Genomic DNA, 16,886 nt, shown 5'->3' on the forward strand with positions numbered 1-16,886 from the left:
GAGGTTTCTAATGAGTCAGCAGAGGATTTTGGAGTTACGTAAAATATTGGATCGACTGGCATATGAGTATTACGTATTGGATCAGCCGAGTATGAGCGATCAGGAATATGACCGCTATTATCAGGAGCTTGTCGCATTGGAGGAGAAATATCCGCAATACCGCGATCCCAATTCCATCACACAGCGTGTCGGCGGTGTCGTTTTGGACGCCTTTACAAAGGTGGAGCATAAGCGCACCATGTTGTCATTAGGCAATGCATTCAATCTGGATGATCTGCACGCCTTTGATGAGCGTGTGCGGGAAGTGGTTCCCAGGGTGCGTTATGTTGTGGAGCTGAAGATTGACGGACTTGCGATGTCACTGATCTATCGTGACGGCCGCTTTGTACAGGCGCTGACACGGGGAGACGGTGTAGTTGGCGAGGATGTCAGCCACAATGTAAAAACGATTGCATCCATTCCCATGAATATTCCTTTACAGGGAGAGGTGGAAGTTCGCGGTGAGGTGTATATGCCCAATGCGAGCTTTGATATGCTGAATGCGGAACGTGAGAAAAACGGGGAGGAGCTGTTTGCGAACCCGCGCAATGCGGCGGCCGGCAGTATTCGGCAGCTGGACAGCTCGATTGCAGCGAAGCGAAAGCTGGACGCCTTCTGGTATTACTTCGTGAATGCACAGGAGTATGATATTCACTCACACGAGGAAGCACTGGAAAAAATGAGTGAAATGCATCTGCGGGTGAATCCACTGCGTAAGGTATGTGACAGCATTGCTGAGGTCTGGGCGTTTATCGAGGAAATTACCAAGCAGCGAAATACGTTACCGTATGCGATTGACGGTATGGTAATCAAGGTGGATGATCTGGATGCTCAAAATCGTCTGGGCTCCACCGTCAAGGTACCCCGCTGGGCGATTGCATATAAATTTCCAGCGGAGGAGGTTGTCACAAAGCTGCTGGATATCGTCGTAACAGTAGGAAGAACTGGGCGAATCACACCGAATGCGGTGCTGGAGCCGGTACGGGTTGCCGGAACAACGGTATCTGCGGCACAGCTGCATAATGAAGATATGATTAAGGAAAAGGATATCCGTATTCAGGATGATGTTGTTGTGCGAAAGGCGGGAGATATCATACCGGAGGTCGTTCGTCCTCTTGTCGAGCGTCGAAATGACACCCAGGCGATATATCATTTCCCAACCCACTGTCCAATTTGTGGCAGTGAGCTGGTACGGTTTCCGGAGGAAGCGGCACATTACTGTATCAATCAGGACTGTCCTGCCCGTGTCGTGGAAAGCATGATCCATTTCGCGAGCCGGGATGCGATGGATATCGATACCTTGGGAGATAAGAAAATAGAATTTTTCCATAAACAGGGCTTTCTGAATACGATTGAGGATATTTACTGCTTAAAGGAGCATAAGCAGGAGCTGATTGATCTGGAGGGCTTCAAGGAGAAATCTGTTGCGAAGCTGCTGGATGCAATCGAGGACAGCAAACAGAATCCGCTGGAGGATCTGGTCTATGGACTGGGAATCCGGCAGGTTGGTAAAAAGGCTGCAAAGGTTTTGGCAAAGCAGTTTCTTACGATGGATGCATTGATGGCTGCGTCTGTGGAGGAGCTTGTCGCAATTAAGGATATCGGACAAATCACGGCGGAAAGTATTACTGCCTTCTTCCATGAACCAAAAAATATGGAGCTGATTTCCCACCTGAAGGGCTATGGTCTGCGTATGGATACAGAGGCTGAGCAGATTCAGGAGAGCCAATTCAGTGGAAAAACAGTCGTATTAACCGGAACACTGACACAGATGACGAGGAATGATGCCAAAGCACTGCTGGAATCCCTCGGCGCCAATGTCAGCGGTTCTGTTTCTAAAAAAACGGATTTGGTTATTTATGGTGAAGCTGCCGGAAGCAAGCTGACAAAAGCCAATTCCCTTGGTGTCATGACCATGGATGAGGATACCTTCATGAAAGAGGTGAGCGGAAATGAAAATGAAACCTAGAGCTCTGTCAATCGCTTTTCTATGTGCGATGCTGGGACTGCTTGGCGGGTGCAGTAAAGAGGATAAAAACAAGGCGGATAATGATAAAAGCAGTGAGGAAACAAAGGCTATCAACGAGGGGGATTACTCAGCGCTGCTGCCGTTTTCAGCGAGTGATGCCGGACAGAAGCATGCACAGATGCAGACAAATCTGAGTGATACACTGACCATCGGTACCGGCCTGATGGAGCTTTCCAAGGAATACTTTTCCAGTAAGACCTATGCATTTCGCGGCGGTAAGTATCTGGATTATAATACGCTGGATGCTTCTGCGGATCAAAGCGGGCTGCTGGGAAGAACGAGCAAGAAAAATGCAAACGGTCTGAATCCGGCTGTCGGGGATGTGTTTCCAACCGATGACGGAGATAAAAAAATCACTGCCAATGATATTCTGCTGCTGGATATATTTGAATATGACTGGTATCAGAACAAGGAGCTGAAGGGCTTATCACTAGCTCTGGTACTGAATGATAAAATAGGTACAGAACCGGATGAGGCAACGATCAACAGCGATAAAATGAAGCTATATGGAGAGGAGAGCGCCAGAAAGCTGGTGAACTATCTGCGCAAGGCAAAGCCGGAAATCGGAAGCAATACACCGATTTATGTAGCGCTGTATAACACCTCCAGCGAGGATGCGACCTTACCGGGAACCTTCTTTGAGGGAGCGTATTTTGAATCCAAGACAAATGCAGAATTTAAAACGATCAACGAGAAATGGGCATTATTCCCAACCTCGACAGCAACCAAACTGGATGGAACAAATGCAACCTATTTTGACCGTTATAAGGCAAGCTTCCAGGATTTTCTGGGACAGGACATCGATATGATCGGAAAGGGTCATTTCATGGATAACGAGTTAGAGGCACTGCGCATCAATGTGAAGCTGCATGCGAAAAGTGCGGATGAGGTCATTGCGGCGGTACAGCTGTTGGATGAGCGGCTATCCATCTTTTCCAGCAATAATTTCAAGATTACGGTGGTTGTTAAGGCAGATGATGTGGATGTAGCGACGATTACCAGAAACAAGGGTACAAGCACTACCGTTGCACAGACACTGCTATATTGATGTAGAAGGAGGAGAATCATGGAAGAATTTAGTGCAGAATATTTCAAGAAGCTGGCACATGATATCATGTTCGATCTGAAGGATGATGAGGTCAGTGAATTGCAGGATGAGTTTAAGGTTTTGTTACAGCAAATCGAATTACTGGACGGCATTGATACAGAGGGTGTCGAGGAAATGATCTATCCGTTTGAAGCGGAAACAACGTTTTTGCGTGAGGATAGCGTAGATAATGTGATTTCACAGGATGCAGCGCTTGCGAATGTGAAGAGCGTAAAAGCAGGGCATGTGCACGTGCCAAAGGTGGTGAAGTAGGATGGATTTCGAAAGAGCGAGAAAGCAGGATGTGGAAAGCCGCATTCAGGAGGCTTTGGAAAAAGCAAAAGAATCTCAAAAACGGCTGAATGCAGTTGTGACCTTTGTAGATCCAAAGGAACAACTGGAACATCTAGCATCGGTTGATGCAGATGCACCGATGTACGGTATGCCGATTGTCTTAAAGGACAACGTAAATACAAAGGGAATCCGTACAACGGCATCCTCCCGTATTCTGGATAACTATGTACCGGTATACAATGCACATATCGTGGATAAGCTGCAAGCGGCAGGGGCTGTTGTGATTGCCAAGGCCAGTATGGATGAGCTGGGCATGGGCGGTACCAATCGCAATGCCTATACAGGACCGGTGCATAACGCCTGGGATGAAAGCAGGATTTCTGGTGGAAGCAGCGGTGGAAGTGCGGCTCTTGTGGCAGCGGGCATTGTTCCCTTTGCCATCGGAACCGATACCGGAGACAGTGTGCGCAAGCCGGCTGCCTATCAGGGAATCATCGGTATGAAGCCGACCTATGGCAGAATCTCCCGTTATGGTATTATTCCCTATGCATCCAGTTTGGATCATGTAGGCTACTTTGCGACATCTGTGCAGGACACAGCGACGGCTTTGGAGGTTCTTGCCGGCCGGGATGATCGTGATATGACCTCCTCCCACAAAGAGGTTGAAGCATATGCGGCCAATCTGAACAGCGATTTGCGTGGAAAACGGATTGCTGTTTTGGATAATGTACAGGAAGCGGTACAGGATCCGCAGATTCGTGAAAATCTAACAGCGTTATTGAAAAAGCTGGAAGCGCGCGGTGCTGTTGTAGAGCATGTCCGCATGGATGATAAGCTGATGAAGGCACTCATGCCAACCTACTATATTATTGCCAATGCGGAAGCAACGGCAAATCATTCCAATCTCGACGGTATTCGCTTCGGCATGCGTGAGGATGGGGAAAGCGTTGAGGACGTCATGATCAACACCCGGACTAAGGGATTTTGTTCCTATGTCCGCAAGCGCTTTGTGATTGGCAGCTATTCTTTGTTTGTGGAAAACCAGGATAAGATTTTCCGTAAGGCACAAAAGGTCCGCCGCCTGATTGTGGAGGAGCTAAACCGTGTTCTTGCGGGGTACGATGTTGTGATAGCTTCTGCGGCCGGAACGATTGCGCCACATGGAAGTGAATCAACGGATTCTCATCTCGGTGCAGATAACAATGTTGCGGAAAATCATATGGTTCTCGGTAACTTCTCCGGTTATCCGAGTATAACGGTTCCTACAGGCTTTTCTGAAGGAATGCCGGTCGGAATCAATATGACTGCCAAGGCATTTGATGAGCAGACACTGTTTAACATCGCACTGGCGATTGAAGAGGAAACAGGACTTAAAGGAAATGATGTGGAGGTAGACGCATGAAATACGAAACAGTCATAGGAATTGAAATTCACTGCGAGCTGAAAACGAAAACCAAAATGTTCTCCGGTGCTCCCACATCCTTTGGCGAGGTGGCGAATACCTGCGTTAATGAGGTGGATTTGGGACATCCCGGTACATTGCCATGTGTAAATAAGGATGCTGTACGCCTCGCTATTCTGGCAGCGACAGCATTAAAATGTGAAATTGATCCCCTTGTGAAATTTGATCGGAAAAACTATTACTATTCTGATCTTCCCAAAGGCTTTCAGATTACACAGCAGTTCCATCCAATCGGCTCTCACGGTGTAATTACCATTAAAACGGATACAGGCATGAAGGATATCCGCATTAACCGTATTCATATGGAAGAGGATACGGCAAAGCAGTTTCATAGTGATGCAGGGACATTGGTGGACTATAATCGTGCAGGAACACCGCTAGTGGAAATCGTCAGTGAGCCGGATATCCGAAACGGTGCTGAGGCGGCAGCCTATGTGGAAAAGCTGAGAAGTATTTTATATTATCTCGGTGTCAGCGATGTGAAAATGGAAGAAGGAAGCATGCGCTGTGATGTCAATGTATCCATTCGCCCGGAGGGCAGTGATGTATTAGGTACCAAAACAGAGGTTAAAAATCTAAACTCTATCTCCAATGTACAAAAGGCGATTGATGCAGAGGTGGAGCGTCAAAAGCAGCTCTTGGAAAACGGAGAACAGGTTGTTCAGGCAACCCGCCGCTATGATGAAACACAGAAAACAACCATCCTGATGCGGAAGAAGGAGGGGAATGTTGATTACAAATTCTTCCCGGAACCAAACATTCCGCCAATCCGTCTGGATGCGGCATGGATCAAGGATATCCAGGAGCATATGGAAGAGCTTCCGGATGAGCGTAAGGCACGCTATATGAGCGATTATGTATTAAAGGAATACGATGCGGATGTTCTGGTTGCGAATCGTGAGCTGAGCAATTTCTTTGATGCCGTTTGCCAGCATACCAAAAACTATAAAAAGGCCGCTAACTGGGTCATTGTAGAGGTACCGGCTGCGTTGAATAAAGCGAATATAAAGCTGAATGACAACCCATGTGATCCTAAGCATCTTGCGGATATGGTGAATATGGTCGATGCCGGAGAAATCAGCGGCAAACAGGCTAAGGTTGTTTTTGAAGAAATCATGAAGGGCAAGGATCCAAAGAAGGTCGTTGAAGAAAAGGGAATGAAGCAGATGAGTGACAGCAGTGAGCTTCTTGCGATGGTGACAACGGTGCTGGACAACAATCCGCAGTCCATTGAAGATTTCAAAAACGGAAAAGACCGTGCTGTCGGCTTCCTGGTTGGTCAGGTGATGAAGGCCAGCAAGGGGCAGGCAAATCCGGCAATGACGAATAAGCTGATTCAGGAGGAGTTGAAAAAACGCTAGATTTTAGGAAATCGTAAGAAGATTTCCGCTGTAATTCTCACGGCTTTGTGTTATACTGGTAAATGTGCTATACTAAAAACACAAATGTGTAAGCAGGCATGACTCCTAAGGAGAATGCTCATTGTCTATAGAGTCAGGAGTGAACCCCATGAGTAAAAAGAAAAAAACAAAATCAGGTGGCAGCGGAAAGAGTAAGATTCTGTACTGGATAGCCGGTATCGTTATTTTGATCCCGCTTCTGTTGCTTGGATGGATCTATCTGAGTGCCAAGGAGAGCAGTGGAAGTCCTACCGTAGGAAGCCGTTTTGACAATTCCCTGAACCCGGCTATCACCGAGGAGCAGCTGGATAAGGTGAAGTCAGCAATGAAGTTTGATGGTGTGGACAGTGTTGAGGTCAACCTGATCAGTGCCACTCTGCGTATCAATATTGATACAAAGGATAATGCAAGTAGTTCAAAGGTAAAGAGTATTATGAATGAAGCCTATGATAAGGTGAACGATATTCTGCCGATCAAGAAGTATTTTACAAATAATGATTCCGATAAGATGTATGATCTGGAAGTGCATGTATATAATTTCATTCCGGATGATAAGCATTCTGCGGATGATCAGATTTATATGATTAAGACAAAAACGGCTGCAGCTAAGAAGCCTAATGTATCAACGCCTTCTTCTCCGAAAAATAAATCCGTCGCAGAGAAGCTGTTGAAGCAGCAGGAAGAAGCAGCAAAGAAAGCAAAATAAAAAGGGCGGCTGCCCTTTTTTCCATGAGGTGAGAGTATGAAGAAAAATGATCAGGTACACGGTGTCTGCAGCGGGTATACTCATGATGGACACGGTGTTGTAAAGGTGAATGGTTTCCCATTGTTTGTGAAAGGAATGCTGGAGGGGGAGGAAGGTGATCTTGTTGTAACGATGGCAAAGAAAACCTTCGGCTATGGCAGACTGCTGAAGCGAAGTGTTACTTCTCCACAGCGTGTTACACCGCCCTGTCCAATCGCAAAGCAGTGCGGAGGCTGTCAGCTTCAGCATATGTCCTACAGTGAACAGCTGCGGTTTAAAAAGCAGAAGGTACAGGATGTGATTCAGCGGATTGCCCACCTGGATGTTGAAGTACAGGATGTTTTGGGAATGCAGGAGTATACGCATTACCGCAATAAGGGACAGATTCCGGTTGGTATGGATAAGGGGAAAACTGTGACAGGGTTTTATCGCATCAATTCCAATTCCATTATAGATACGGATACTTGTCTGATTCAGAGTGAGCGAATCAATGAGGTATTGCAGGAAATGCGCAGATTGCTTCAAACATATAATAATGCAAGGGTGTTCCGCCATCTATTGATTAAGCATGCGTTTTCCAGTGATGAGGTAATGGTTGTCTGGATCGTGCGTTCTTTTCAGATACCGCATGAGAAAGAAATGGTTCGAGAGCTGAGTGAGGCGCTGCCTTTTGTGAAAAGTATAATAGTGAATCTGAATCAGCGTACAGATAATGTTATCCTGGGGGATAAGGAGAAGCTGCTGTATGGGGAACGTGTGATTGTTGACAGTATTCATGATTTAAAATTTTCCATATCCTCAAAGTCATTTTATCAGGTGAATCCAAAGCAGACGGAGGTGCTGTATGGAAAGGCGCTGGAGTTTGCACAGCTTACCGGTAAGGAGACAGTACTGGATTTATATTGCGGTGTGGGGACGATTTCCATGTTTTTAGCGCAGCAAGCACGTCATGTGACAGGGATTGAAATCGTACCGCAGGCAATTCAGGATGCGAGGAAGAATGCGGCTTTGAATGGGATAGCGAATATAGAGTTTGTGTGCAGTGATGCAGCCAGTTATGCGAAGAAGCTGTGTGAGCAGGGGATGCATCCGGATGTGATCGTTGTGGATCCGCCGCGGAAGGGCTGTGATGCAGAGGCGATAGAGAGTATGGTGATGATGCAGCCAAAGCGGATCGTGTATGTGTCCTGTGACCCGGGTACACTGGCTAGAGATTTGAAGCTGCTAAAGGAGAAGGGATATCATACCGAGATAGTGCAGCCTGTTGAGATGTTTCCGTTTACGCATCATGTGGAGACGGTAGTTCTGATGTCTAAGGTCAGGTAATTATGTGTGAAAAAGGCCTGATTTCAGGTCTTTTTTGCTATCAGGAATATGAAAACATTCAATCCAAGGTCTAAACCTAACGCTCTGCGGAAACAGGGCAAAGAGGCGTTACCTAAAAATTGTGTATAGTTTAGGCGCTGATTTAGATGTCGGGCATTGAAGCAGTGATTTAGATGTCAGAGAGAGTTTAGGCAGTGGATTGGATGTCACAGGAGGTGTTTTATATATTGAATATACGAGATAGAATTAAAGCGATTGATGATGAGTATTCAGAAAGTGAAATCTTTTTGGAGTATGGGCTGACCAGTTTAATGTTGTACGAGCCTATGCCGTATAAAAACCTTATTGTGGATATAAATATCGAACGAGATAAATATAAAATTACAGAAGATAGAATGAAGTTCATTCCGCTATACAAGCAAGTTTATTTTGCGCAAAGAAAAAAATTAAAAGCGATTTTAGCAAAGGTCGAAAACAGAACTACAGTTATATTTCCTGAGCCAACAAGGGAAGAAATGATTAGCCTTTGGGGAGATAGTCGACGATATGATGATTCAATTTCGAACGCTGAAAACGTATATCGTTATGCAGCAGCCTGCATCAGGAGAGTGATATGCGATACTGAAGAGGAAATCTATTTACTCCGGTATTATCCATCAGTATATTATAACTATTCAGATTCTTATATAGGTGGTGAGTTTAATTATCGCTATGAAAACGAAGTGATAATTTACAACAAAGTAAATCTACTAACCGATGGGATGCATCATTTTAAGCTTTATGTTAATGATGGAACATCTGATATAGATAAGCGTTCTATTCTAAATGTTTTTGCTTATTTGAATGGATGCCCTAATTTTGAATTTCTAAATAATACACGAGTTAATCAAAAATTGGATGACCTATATCAGAAATTTGATTTGCTTGACTGTATTCGACTCAGACATCCGAAGTACTTGAAATCTGATGTAGAAAAGCCTATATATTTAGAATTGCCAATACTTAAAAATAAACGGGGACGTAAAATCATAGCTTTTGATAAGATGCCACACGAAGGTATTTTGGATTTATATCATGCCACACTAAAACAATTTGAGCCGCTGCCAAGATGTGTTTTCTTATATAGAGTGTTTGAATATGCTGCGGCAAATCATTATAAAACCCGATTTAACCCAGTACAATATAAACCAGAAGACGCAATAGAATACTATTTGAATTTAGCCATGAATTATAATCCTAACCCACTGTATTTCATAGATTTCGGGAGTGAAAATGCTAAACCAAAGCTCTGTAATTTCTTTACAGTATTAAAGTCTGAAGCAAAAAGAATATTGAATGAATGGTCCACGGCTCCGTATTTATCGCATAAGACGACAGGTGAAATCATATATTTGACAGGTAGAAATTTTACTGTGCATGGGGCTTCAGGAACACGTGGTGAACGAAATATGCAGTACGATTATGATAAAAATTATATGCACATAAATAATGTGAACATTCTATTAGAACTTATTGCAAGATATGTTATAGAGTTACTTAATCCGGAATTAAAAAATGTGGTGGAAAGACGAACATTATTTTATAAGGACAAGTATAAGCGGTTATTCGAAAAAGAAGATAAATAGAAAAAGCCCTCCCAGCCATCATGGCCGAGAAGGCTTCGTGCATCTATAGGCATTAACCTTTAATATCAACGCTAACGCCAGACTTGAATTCCACCGTAAAGTGGTCATCGAATACCATGATTTTCTGCAGCAGCCTGCGGACAAGGCTTTCATCAAAGTCTGTTATTCCGCTGGGCTGTTCCTTTAGGAAATCGCAAAGCTCGGTAATGCGAGCAAGTTTTTCATCACGGATGACGCTGTCGGTTTCTGATTTTGATTTCAGCTCACGGAGCTGGAATATCTCCTCGGCGATGGAGTCGTAATCATCACGATTGTTGGCCTTCTGCAAGAGCTCCTTTTGCAGCTCCAGCAGCTTGGCGTCAATGTCATCGGTGGAAGCGCTGGCATCGTTGCGAATGACCGTTGCAATGTTCTCCTGCAGCATTTTCATATAGCCGCTTTTGTCAAGTATCATCTCATTGATGGCTTTCAGGATGATGTCCTGCAAAAGCTCTTCATTGACTGTTCTGGCCCGGCAAGCGATGCCAGTGTTCTGCAGGCGACTTTCGCAGCGCCACACGATGGATTTGCAGCCACGGTTGTTCCAGTGGATTCGGCGAAACATCTCCTTGCATTCTCCGCAGAAGATGAGCTGTGAGAAACAGTGATTACTGCTGTAGCTACGCTTACAGCCATTGGCGCTGGTATGAATTACTCGCCTGCGTACCAGTTCTTCCTGCACCTGCATGAAGATTTCCTTTGGAATAATTGCGTCGTGATTTCCTTCAACGTAATACTGAGGAACGGTGCCGTTATTCTTGATTCTGGTTTTACTGAGAAAGTCGGTGGTGTAGGTCTTTTGAAGGAGAGCATCACCGATGTATTTTTCATTGCGTAAAATCTTATTGATGGTGCTTGTCCACCATTTGGTTTTGCCTGCGCCGGTGAGAATACCGTCGGCCATAAGCCCGGCGGCAATCTTATCCATGCTATAGCCTTCCATATACTCACGGTAGATGCGCTTGACCGTTTCGGCCTGTTCCGGGTCAATAATAAGTTTCCCGTCAGCATCTTTCGTATAACCAAGGAAGTGATTATGGTTGACTTGAACGTGTCCTTGCTGGTAGCGGTACTGCAAGCCGAGCTTGATATTCTGGCTCATGGATTGGCTTTCTTGCTGGGCCAGAGAAGCCATAATGGTAAGAAGCACTTCCCCCTTGGCGTCCATCGTATTGATGGATTCCTTTTCAAAGTAAACCGGGATGTTCTTATCTTTAAGCTGGCGGATAAATTTCAAGCAGTCCAGCGTGTTTCTGGCAAAGCGACTAATGGATTTTGTGATAATCATATCGATGTTGCCAGCCATACACTCATCAATCATACGATTGAATTCGGTACGCTTTTTGGTGTTGGTACCGGAGATACCGTCATCAGCAAAAATGCCTGCCAGCTGCCATTCTGGATTCTTGGAAATATACTCTGTATAATGTTCAATCTGTGCGTCATAGCTGGTGGCCTGCTCATCGCTGTCGGTACTGACACGGCAGTACGCTGCGACTCGGAGCTTCGGCTTTTCAGAGGATTTGATGGTGTTGCCGATCTGACGCCTTGCCGGTATGACCATAACCTTACTTTGTGCCATTGGTAATCACCTCCGTTCTGATGAGGCTGTACAGGTACTCAGCCTGTCTAAGCGGATTCGGCAGTTCCTTTTCGGCTTGACTCATAAGAAAGTCGGTAGGAACATATTTCACATGTTGCTTGGACACTTTATCAAGTCGACCTAATTTGCCTGCACGCTTTTCAAGCTCGACAGGAACCGCATCAAAGGTCGCTTTGTCAATAATCGCTGGGTAAAAGCTATCACCCAGGTAGTGCTTATTAAGCATCATTCGTTTAGCTGTACCGTGGTAGGGTTCAAGACCTGACTTCTTCGCAGCATCGCTGAGTCCCATGCCAGATAAATAATTTTCGAAAAGTGCTCGAATGGTGGAGGCAGCAGCTTCATCAATAACTGCTTTTCCATTTTCTATACGATAGCCGTAGGGTGTATGGCCCATATAATCACATCCTTTCTCGCAGTGTTAATCCGCACTTCAGTTCAAAGCCGACTTCTTCACGGCTGTAAACAATGATGTGGTCTGCATATTCTGTAAATAAAGTTTCTCTAAATTCCTGCAGCATATCAGTGTGCTCGGTGAAATGCAGGAGCTTTTGAAGCTCTGCAATTCGTGTTGAGGCCTGACCGCTACTGTTTTGAAGCATTTCAATTTCTGTTTTGCACGCTTCCGTCTGCGTCATCAGCTCATTTTTCTGCTGGGTAAAAATAATCTGGTCAAGGTAGCCTTGTGCCATCAAGCGCTGCAGGGTTTGTCTCTGCTCTGTGATTTGCAATAGCTGCCTTTCCAGTTCTCGTATGCGGCAAATGCCGCCATCCTCTGAGGTGTTTTTGAGCTGCTCCAGAAGTGGAGCCAGAAGCATTTTCCTGCTGAAGATGAGCTTATTCATCATAGTAATAAAAGCATGCTCAAGGTCATCGTTTCGGATATACAGCATGGAGCAGGCTTTCACATTATCCAGATGCGTGTTACAAGTCCATGCAGCATATTTGTGACCCTTACAGGTGTGGATTCGCCTGCGGAAGGTTGCACCACATTCGCTGCAGATGATGTTACCCGAAAAGGCATAACGTTGTAGGTACTTGTCGCAGCCTTTTACAATACCTTTTTCAATACTATGCTGTTCCAAAAGGCGTGCAGCCAGTTCAAAGTCCTCGTGACTAATGATTGCTTCGTGGTGTTCAGCGCAGAAGTATTGGTCTTTTTCACCGTTGTTCTGGTGCCGATTGAACTGTACATCTGTATAGGTCTTTTGAAAGATGGTATCGCCGGTGTACTTCTCATTTGTCAGAATCGCCTTTATGGTGCCGTGTGACCACCTGCCACCTTTCTTTGTGGGTATTTGACGGGCGTTGTAATCCTTGGCAATTTGGTTAATGCCAATGCCAGACAGGAAGGCCTGGAATATTTCCTTCACTATATCTGCCTGTTCTGGATTCACCTTCATTTCTTCTCCGTCCCAGTCATAACCGTAGGGCGGATAACTGATTTTGAAGGTACCATTTTGGAAACGCTTCTGAACGGCCCACTTGGTATTTTCAGAGGTGGAGGTGGACTCCCCCTCCGCCATCGAGCTTAGAATTGCCAGCATTAGCTCACTTTCCATTGAGCCGGTGTTTAGGTTTTCCTTCTCAAAAAAGATAGGAACATTCACCGCAAGTAAGCGCCTGACCAGTTCTAAGCAATCTGTTGTATTTCTGGAAAAGCGGCTCAGTGACTTTGTGATAACCATATCGATTTGATGATTTTCACAATCTGACATGAGTTGAAGGAGGGCCGTTCTTTTTTCCTTTTTGGTGCCGGTGATACCTTCATCGTAGTAAATACCGGCAAGCTCCCAGTCATTTCTGGAGTTGATGTAATTTTCAAAGTATGTCTTTTGCGTATACAGACTTTCAAGCTGTGCATCACTGCCGGTTGATACACGGCAGTAGGCCGCTACACGGAGCTTTTTCTTTTCAGCAGGAGCTTTCACCTGCTGCAATTTTGTGATTGTTTTCAAGCTATCACCTCCTTGTCAGTGTCACATATTACCTCTGAATGCGTCTATTATCCACTTATATCGGGCATAATCTCGACCAGATATGGGGAGAAAGTTTTGCGGTTTAGGAGCGTTATTTTGTTGTATTCCAACAAGGAAATAAGTCCAGAATCCAGCATATTTTGAAGCAGTAACTCGGCCTTGTGGTAACCGGCATCACGCTGCAATTGTTCTGTTGTGGGTGGTGTTGGTGGTGCCACCATCGGAAGCGCTTCAAGAGAAATCGGTGTTAATAATACTTTTTGTTCGTTTGTCATAGTTGACCTCCAATCTGAGAAATTCTCTAATTTCCCACTGGAGATGAAATTTGATTTTGAGCGGACAAAAAGAAAAAGGCCTGCAGGATTCTCCCACAGGCCAAAGCTATATCGGTATTAAATTCGTGAGGCATAGTCAAGGGAAATCCAGCCATCACGTCCATTGGCATAAGATTTCAAAAGGCCCCATTTAGAAGCACCCTGTCCAGTGGCTTCCTCCACGATGGTGAAGCAGCCCTTTCCGGTGAACTTTCCGACTGTATTGTAGTTCGTGCCAGGGCCTTTGCGGATGTTTAGATTATCAATGGTGACACTGACCATATAGGGAGTAAAGCCCTCGGTGACGGTAGCAGTGTTGCCGTAGACGACCTTGCCCTCTTCATCAAAAACCGCATAGCCGGGATTGGCGTCAACCTTCGCCTTTGCATTGGCCAGTACCTTGTAGGCACCAAGCTGACTCTTGCTGTCGGCCCAGGTCTTACGGACACGGTACCAGATTGATTTTTCAGGGATAGGCTCCGGAGTAGAGCCAAGAGCAGCAGTAACCTTTGCTGCCAAATCTCCAAGACGGTTATAGAGCCAGTCGCCCGGACAGCTCTTATTCGCAAACCAGCGATGAACAGTAATAACCATTTCCTCTGATTTTGGAGCGTAGTTTAAGGTCTTGTCCTTGTCGCCCAGCCACAGGAGCTTAGTCTTTCCGTTGCGCTGGCAGATGTCGGTACAGAGCTTGATAAGCGTTGCATAAACAGCAGCATTCATGGTGTAGGGCTCTATCTTATCGCTGGCGCACTCGATGGTAATAGCACGCTGGTCATTTGCATTGCTGGAGGTGCACCAAGAACGATTCTTTTCCTCTACGCAAAGGGATACACGGCCATCGGTGCCGATGCCGTAATTGCAGCTTGCATCTCGTCCTGCCGGAAAGCAGGCACAGATGGTTTCTGCGGATAACTGACCCACCACACAATGAGGTGTGATACGGTCAATGGAATGGGTTCTCTGCCCGGAGTGATTTGGACTCAACCCTGTGTAAGCTACTAAAGAACTGTTTGTATAACCCATAATTACTCATCTCCTTTCTCGCTGCGGTCATGCAACTGTTCCAATACTTCCTTCATTTTTTTCTGGGATAGGCAGACCAAGGTGTCCTGCATTTTCAAGAAGGGAAATGCCTTCATTGGAAATGTAGAAAAATGCAACAGCAGTACGCAGCACCGAACCACTGCCGATAACCTGCACATCAAGAATATTTGCAATCCCTACAAGCAGAAAAATCAGCACCTTTCGGCAGATACCTTTGAATCCGACCTCGCTGGACAAGGTATGGTCTGCAATGGCACACATCACTCCCGTGATATAATCCACCACTACAAAGGCAAGCAGTGCATAGAGCAGGCCGTCACAGCCGCCCAAAAACCAGCCGAGCCATCCTCCGATGACTGCAAAAACAAATTGAATCGTATTCCAGAATTCTTTCATGATAAATTCCTCTCTTTCTTTGATTTTTGTATGAAAAAAGGACTGTCCAAAATTGGATAGTCCTCATTCCCAAAGTATTAAATTGTTACTGTTCCTGAATGATGTATGTGACCTTCATGGTCTTGTCCGCCGTTTTTGTCACAGGCTCAGACAGGTTATTGATGGTTGCCAGATAGTTGGACAGGATAAAATACCCAATGGTCGAATAGTTCCCATAGCTTCCATACCACAGCATCGGCTCATTCAGTACCGGAGTGTAGCATGGGTAGTGGTTTCCGCCGATAATACGTGAAGCTTCTACTTTAAGAATTTCATTGGTATCGAGGTTAATGACATACAGATAGTAGGTGCTGCTGCTGTAGCCCTCAATATAAATCCTGCCGTTAATTCCCAGTGCAAAGGAACCTGTGATGCTCGTAAAATTCACAAGCCGCAGCTGTTCCACATTTGCTGAGTTGCCAATCTCCATCTTAAAAAGGTGATTGGCATTGTTATACCCACGAACCACAATATATCCTCTGTGGACATAGGAAGTACGCATACCGCCAAGAGTGATTCGCTCCGAAGTGGTATTTGTCATGGCGTACTGCGTTACCTTCCAATTGGAGACATCCACCTTTGTGATATAAAAAGTCCCATTTGCATCAAGGTAACTGGATGCGCTGTTCACTATATATAAACAGTTGTCCGCTGGGTCGAAGTTATAGGAGATGTAGTTGGTCGGCAGTTCCGTTTTCAGTTCCTCCAGCTCAAAGGAATCGATGAGCGGCTTTGTGGAATATGGATTTTCCAGCACCGACACCGACTTCATATAAGCCCTGCGCTTGACAATGGTTATCTTTGTGGAGTTGTCAATTCTGAAATAGCACACCGCATCCTCGTCCATATTGATGAGGAAAATAAGCTCTGTCGTTCCGATGGTACAGCCGGAATATTTATCTCCGGTATTTGCGCCTGTATAGTTTGTGTACACATACTGCAGATGCCCATCGCAGACCTGCATACCAAGAGGATAGTTACTGCCGAAGGGAGAATCCTTACCACCATAGGAACTGTAGCCTGCATTTTTATGGGTAAGGCAGACACAGGAAATCGTGCCGTTTGCCTGCGAAGTAGTGAAGTCATACACATATTTCATATAATGGTCTGCCATATTCAGTTCGCTCTCTGTCTGATTAAATCCGCCCCGCAGAGTTCCCGTGGTGTTGTTCTGTACTCCATAAGACGCACAGCCTATCAGATTGACCCAGGATGGAGGGTACAGATTGTCTGCGTTCTCCTCAATCTCCGAATCGAACAGCAAAATTCCGCCAAGCACGGTCTGATAATAGGGGTTCATGCCATTCAGCATTTTGGCAGGCGATTTATCCAAGCCCATCGGCTTAAAGATATTCGCCAATGCATTGGTTACCATATTCTGTTCCAGCACCGTTTCCATTTTGCCTGTATGAATATCCGTCATTTCTATTTTCATTGAGCCTTTCAGCATTTTCTCGTCCTC

14 protein-coding genes and 1 pseudogene are annotated in these 16,886 nt (G+C 45.4%); 8 read left to right on the plus strand and 7 right to left on the minus strand.

All coding sequences use genetic code 11. The features are described 5' to 3' along the window. The first annotated feature begins 10 nt into the window (after window positions 1-10). From ligA to GKZ87_05100, 8 genes are all read left to right on the plus strand, one after another. A complete protein-coding gene (ligA, locus tag GKZ87_05065; protein QSI24913.1) occupies window positions 11-2,008 on the plus strand; it encodes an NAD-dependent DNA ligase LigA in 1,998 nt (665 codons plus the stop codon). After that, window positions 1,992-3,116, plus strand: coding sequence for a CamS family sex pheromone protein (locus tag GKZ87_05070; GenBank protein QSI24914.1), 1,125 nt, complete (start codon window positions 1,992-1,994; stop codon window positions 3,114-3,116). Before ligA ends, GKZ87_05070 begins: the two co-directional genes overlap by 17 nt. An 18-nt stretch (window positions 3,117-3,134) precedes the next feature. Beyond that, on the plus strand, window positions 3,135-3,428 hold the full coding sequence (gene gatC, locus GKZ87_05075; protein QSI24915.1) for an Asp-tRNA(Asn)/Glu-tRNA(Gln) amidotransferase subunit GatC: 294 nt from the start codon (window positions 3,135-3,137) through the stop codon (window positions 3,426-3,428). 1 nt (window position 3,429) lies between these two features. Beyond that, the gene (gene gatA / locus GKZ87_05080; GenBank protein QSI24916.1) at window positions 3,430-4,851 is read left to right on the plus strand and encodes an Asp-tRNA(Asn)/Glu-tRNA(Gln) amidotransferase subunit GatA; all 1,422 of its coding nucleotides are present in this window, start codon (window positions 3,430-3,432) and stop codon (window positions 4,849-4,851) included. Further along, a complete protein-coding gene (gene gatB / locus GKZ87_05085; GenBank protein ID QSI24917.1) occupies window positions 4,848-6,272 on the plus strand; it encodes an Asp-tRNA(Asn)/Glu-tRNA(Gln) amidotransferase subunit GatB in 1,425 nt (474 codons plus the stop codon). The genes gatA and gatB overlap by 4 nt, the downstream gene beginning before the upstream one ends. A gap of 148 nt (window positions 6,273-6,420) precedes the next feature. After that, complete coding sequence (locus tag GKZ87_05090) at window positions 6,421-7,017, plus strand: hypothetical protein (protein QSI24918.1); 597 nt, start codon at window positions 6,421-6,423, stop codon at window positions 7,015-7,017. Between the two features lie 36 nt (window positions 7,018-7,053). Further along, window positions 7,054-8,382 (plus strand): 23S rRNA (uracil(1939)-C(5))-methyltransferase RlmD, encoded by a 1,329-nt coding sequence (gene rlmD / locus GKZ87_05095; GenBank protein ID QSI24919.1) that lies wholly within the window; start codon window positions 7,054-7,056, stop codon window positions 8,380-8,382. Between the two features lie 227 nt (window positions 8,383-8,609). Beyond that, window positions 8,610-10,007: a hypothetical protein gene (locus GKZ87_05100; GenBank protein QSI24920.1), complete on the plus strand. Its 1,398-nt coding sequence runs from the start codon at window positions 8,610-8,612 to the stop codon at window positions 10,005-10,007. Window positions 10,008-10,059: 52 nt separating this feature from the next. On the opposite strand, the gene GKZ87_05105 is transcribed toward GKZ87_05100, so the two are convergent. From GKZ87_05105 to GKZ87_05135, 7 genes and pseudogenes are all read right to left on the minus strand, one after another. Beyond that, the gene (locus GKZ87_05105; protein ID QSI27886.1) at window positions 10,060-11,610 is read right to left on the minus strand and encodes a recombinase family protein; all 1,551 of its coding nucleotides are present in this window, start codon (window positions 11,608-11,610) and stop codon (window positions 10,060-10,062) included. Between the two features lie 4 nt (window positions 11,611-11,614). Beyond that, window positions 11,615-12,046, minus strand: coding sequence for an integrase (locus GKZ87_05110; protein ID QSI24921.1), 432 nt, complete (start codon window positions 12,044-12,046; stop codon window positions 11,615-11,617). Window positions 12,047-12,050: 4 nt separating this feature from the next. Then, entirely contained in the window at window positions 12,051-13,607 is a 1,557-nt protein-coding gene (locus GKZ87_05115; GenBank protein ID QSI24922.1) for a recombinase family protein, read from the minus strand. A gap of 47 nt (window positions 13,608-13,654) precedes the next feature. After that, window positions 13,655-13,849 (minus strand): hypothetical protein, encoded by a 195-nt coding sequence (locus GKZ87_05120; GenBank protein QSI27887.1) that lies wholly within the window; start codon window positions 13,847-13,849, stop codon window positions 13,655-13,657. Window positions 13,850-14,020: 171 nt separating this feature from the next. Next, a complete protein-coding gene (locus GKZ87_05125; protein QSI24923.1) occupies window positions 14,021-14,968 on the minus strand; it encodes an N-acetylmuramoyl-L-alanine amidase in 948 nt (315 codons plus the stop codon). A gap of 2 nt (window positions 14,969-14,970) precedes the next feature. Then, window positions 14,971-15,385 (minus strand): annotated as a pseudogene (locus GKZ87_05130) (holin). Between the two features lie 85 nt (window positions 15,386-15,470). Continuing rightward, entirely contained in the window at window positions 15,471-16,874 is a 1,404-nt protein-coding gene (locus GKZ87_05135) for a hypothetical protein (protein QSI24924.1), read from the minus strand. Window positions 16,875-16,886 lie beyond the last annotated feature (12 nt).

The organism is Erysipelotrichaceae bacterium 66202529 (assembly GCA_017161075.1).
Lineage (GTDB): Bacteria > Bacillota_I > Bacilli_A > Erysipelotrichales > Erysipelotrichaceae > Clostridium_AQ.

Bases quoted from the DNA above. Each gene is read 5' to 3' on its own strand.
- ligA (QSI24913.1), top strand. From the start codon at position 11: ATGAGTCAGCAGAGGATTTTGGAGTTACGTAAAATATTGGATCGACTG.
- GKZ87_05070 (QSI24914.1), top strand. From the start codon at position 1,992: ATGAAAATGAAACCTAGAGCTCTGTCAATCGCTTTTCTATGTGCGATG.
- gatC (QSI24915.1), top strand. From the start codon at position 3,135: ATGGAAGAATTTAGTGCAGAATATTTCAAGAAGCTGGCACATGATATC.
- gatA (QSI24916.1), top strand. From the start codon at position 3,430: ATGGATTTCGAAAGAGCGAGAAAGCAGGATGTGGAAAGCCGCATTCAG.
- gatB (QSI24917.1), top strand. From the start codon at position 4,848: ATGAAATACGAAACAGTCATAGGAATTGAAATTCACTGCGAGCTGAAA.
- GKZ87_05090 (QSI24918.1), top strand. From the start codon at position 6,421: ATGAGTAAAAAGAAAAAAACAAAATCAGGTGGCAGCGGAAAGAGTAAG.
- rlmD (QSI24919.1), top strand. From the start codon at position 7,054: ATGAAGAAAAATGATCAGGTACACGGTGTCTGCAGCGGGTATACTCAT.
- GKZ87_05105 (QSI27886.1), bottom strand. From the start codon at position 11,610: ATGGTCATACCGGCAAGGCGTCAGATCGGCAACACCATCAAATCCTCT.
- GKZ87_05110 (QSI24921.1), bottom strand. From the start codon at position 12,046: ATGGGCCATACACCCTACGGCTATCGTATAGAAAATGGAAAAGCAGTT.
- GKZ87_05120 (QSI27887.1), bottom strand. From the start codon at position 13,849: ATGGTGGCACCACCAACACCACCCACAACAGAACAATTGCAGCGTGAT.
- GKZ87_05125 (QSI24923.1), bottom strand. From the start codon at position 14,968: ATGGGTTATACAAACAGTTCTTTAGTAGCTTACACAGGGTTGAGTCCA.
- GKZ87_05135 (QSI24924.1), bottom strand. From the start codon at position 16,874: ATGCTGAAAGGCTCAATGAAAATAGAAATGACGGATATTCATACAGGC.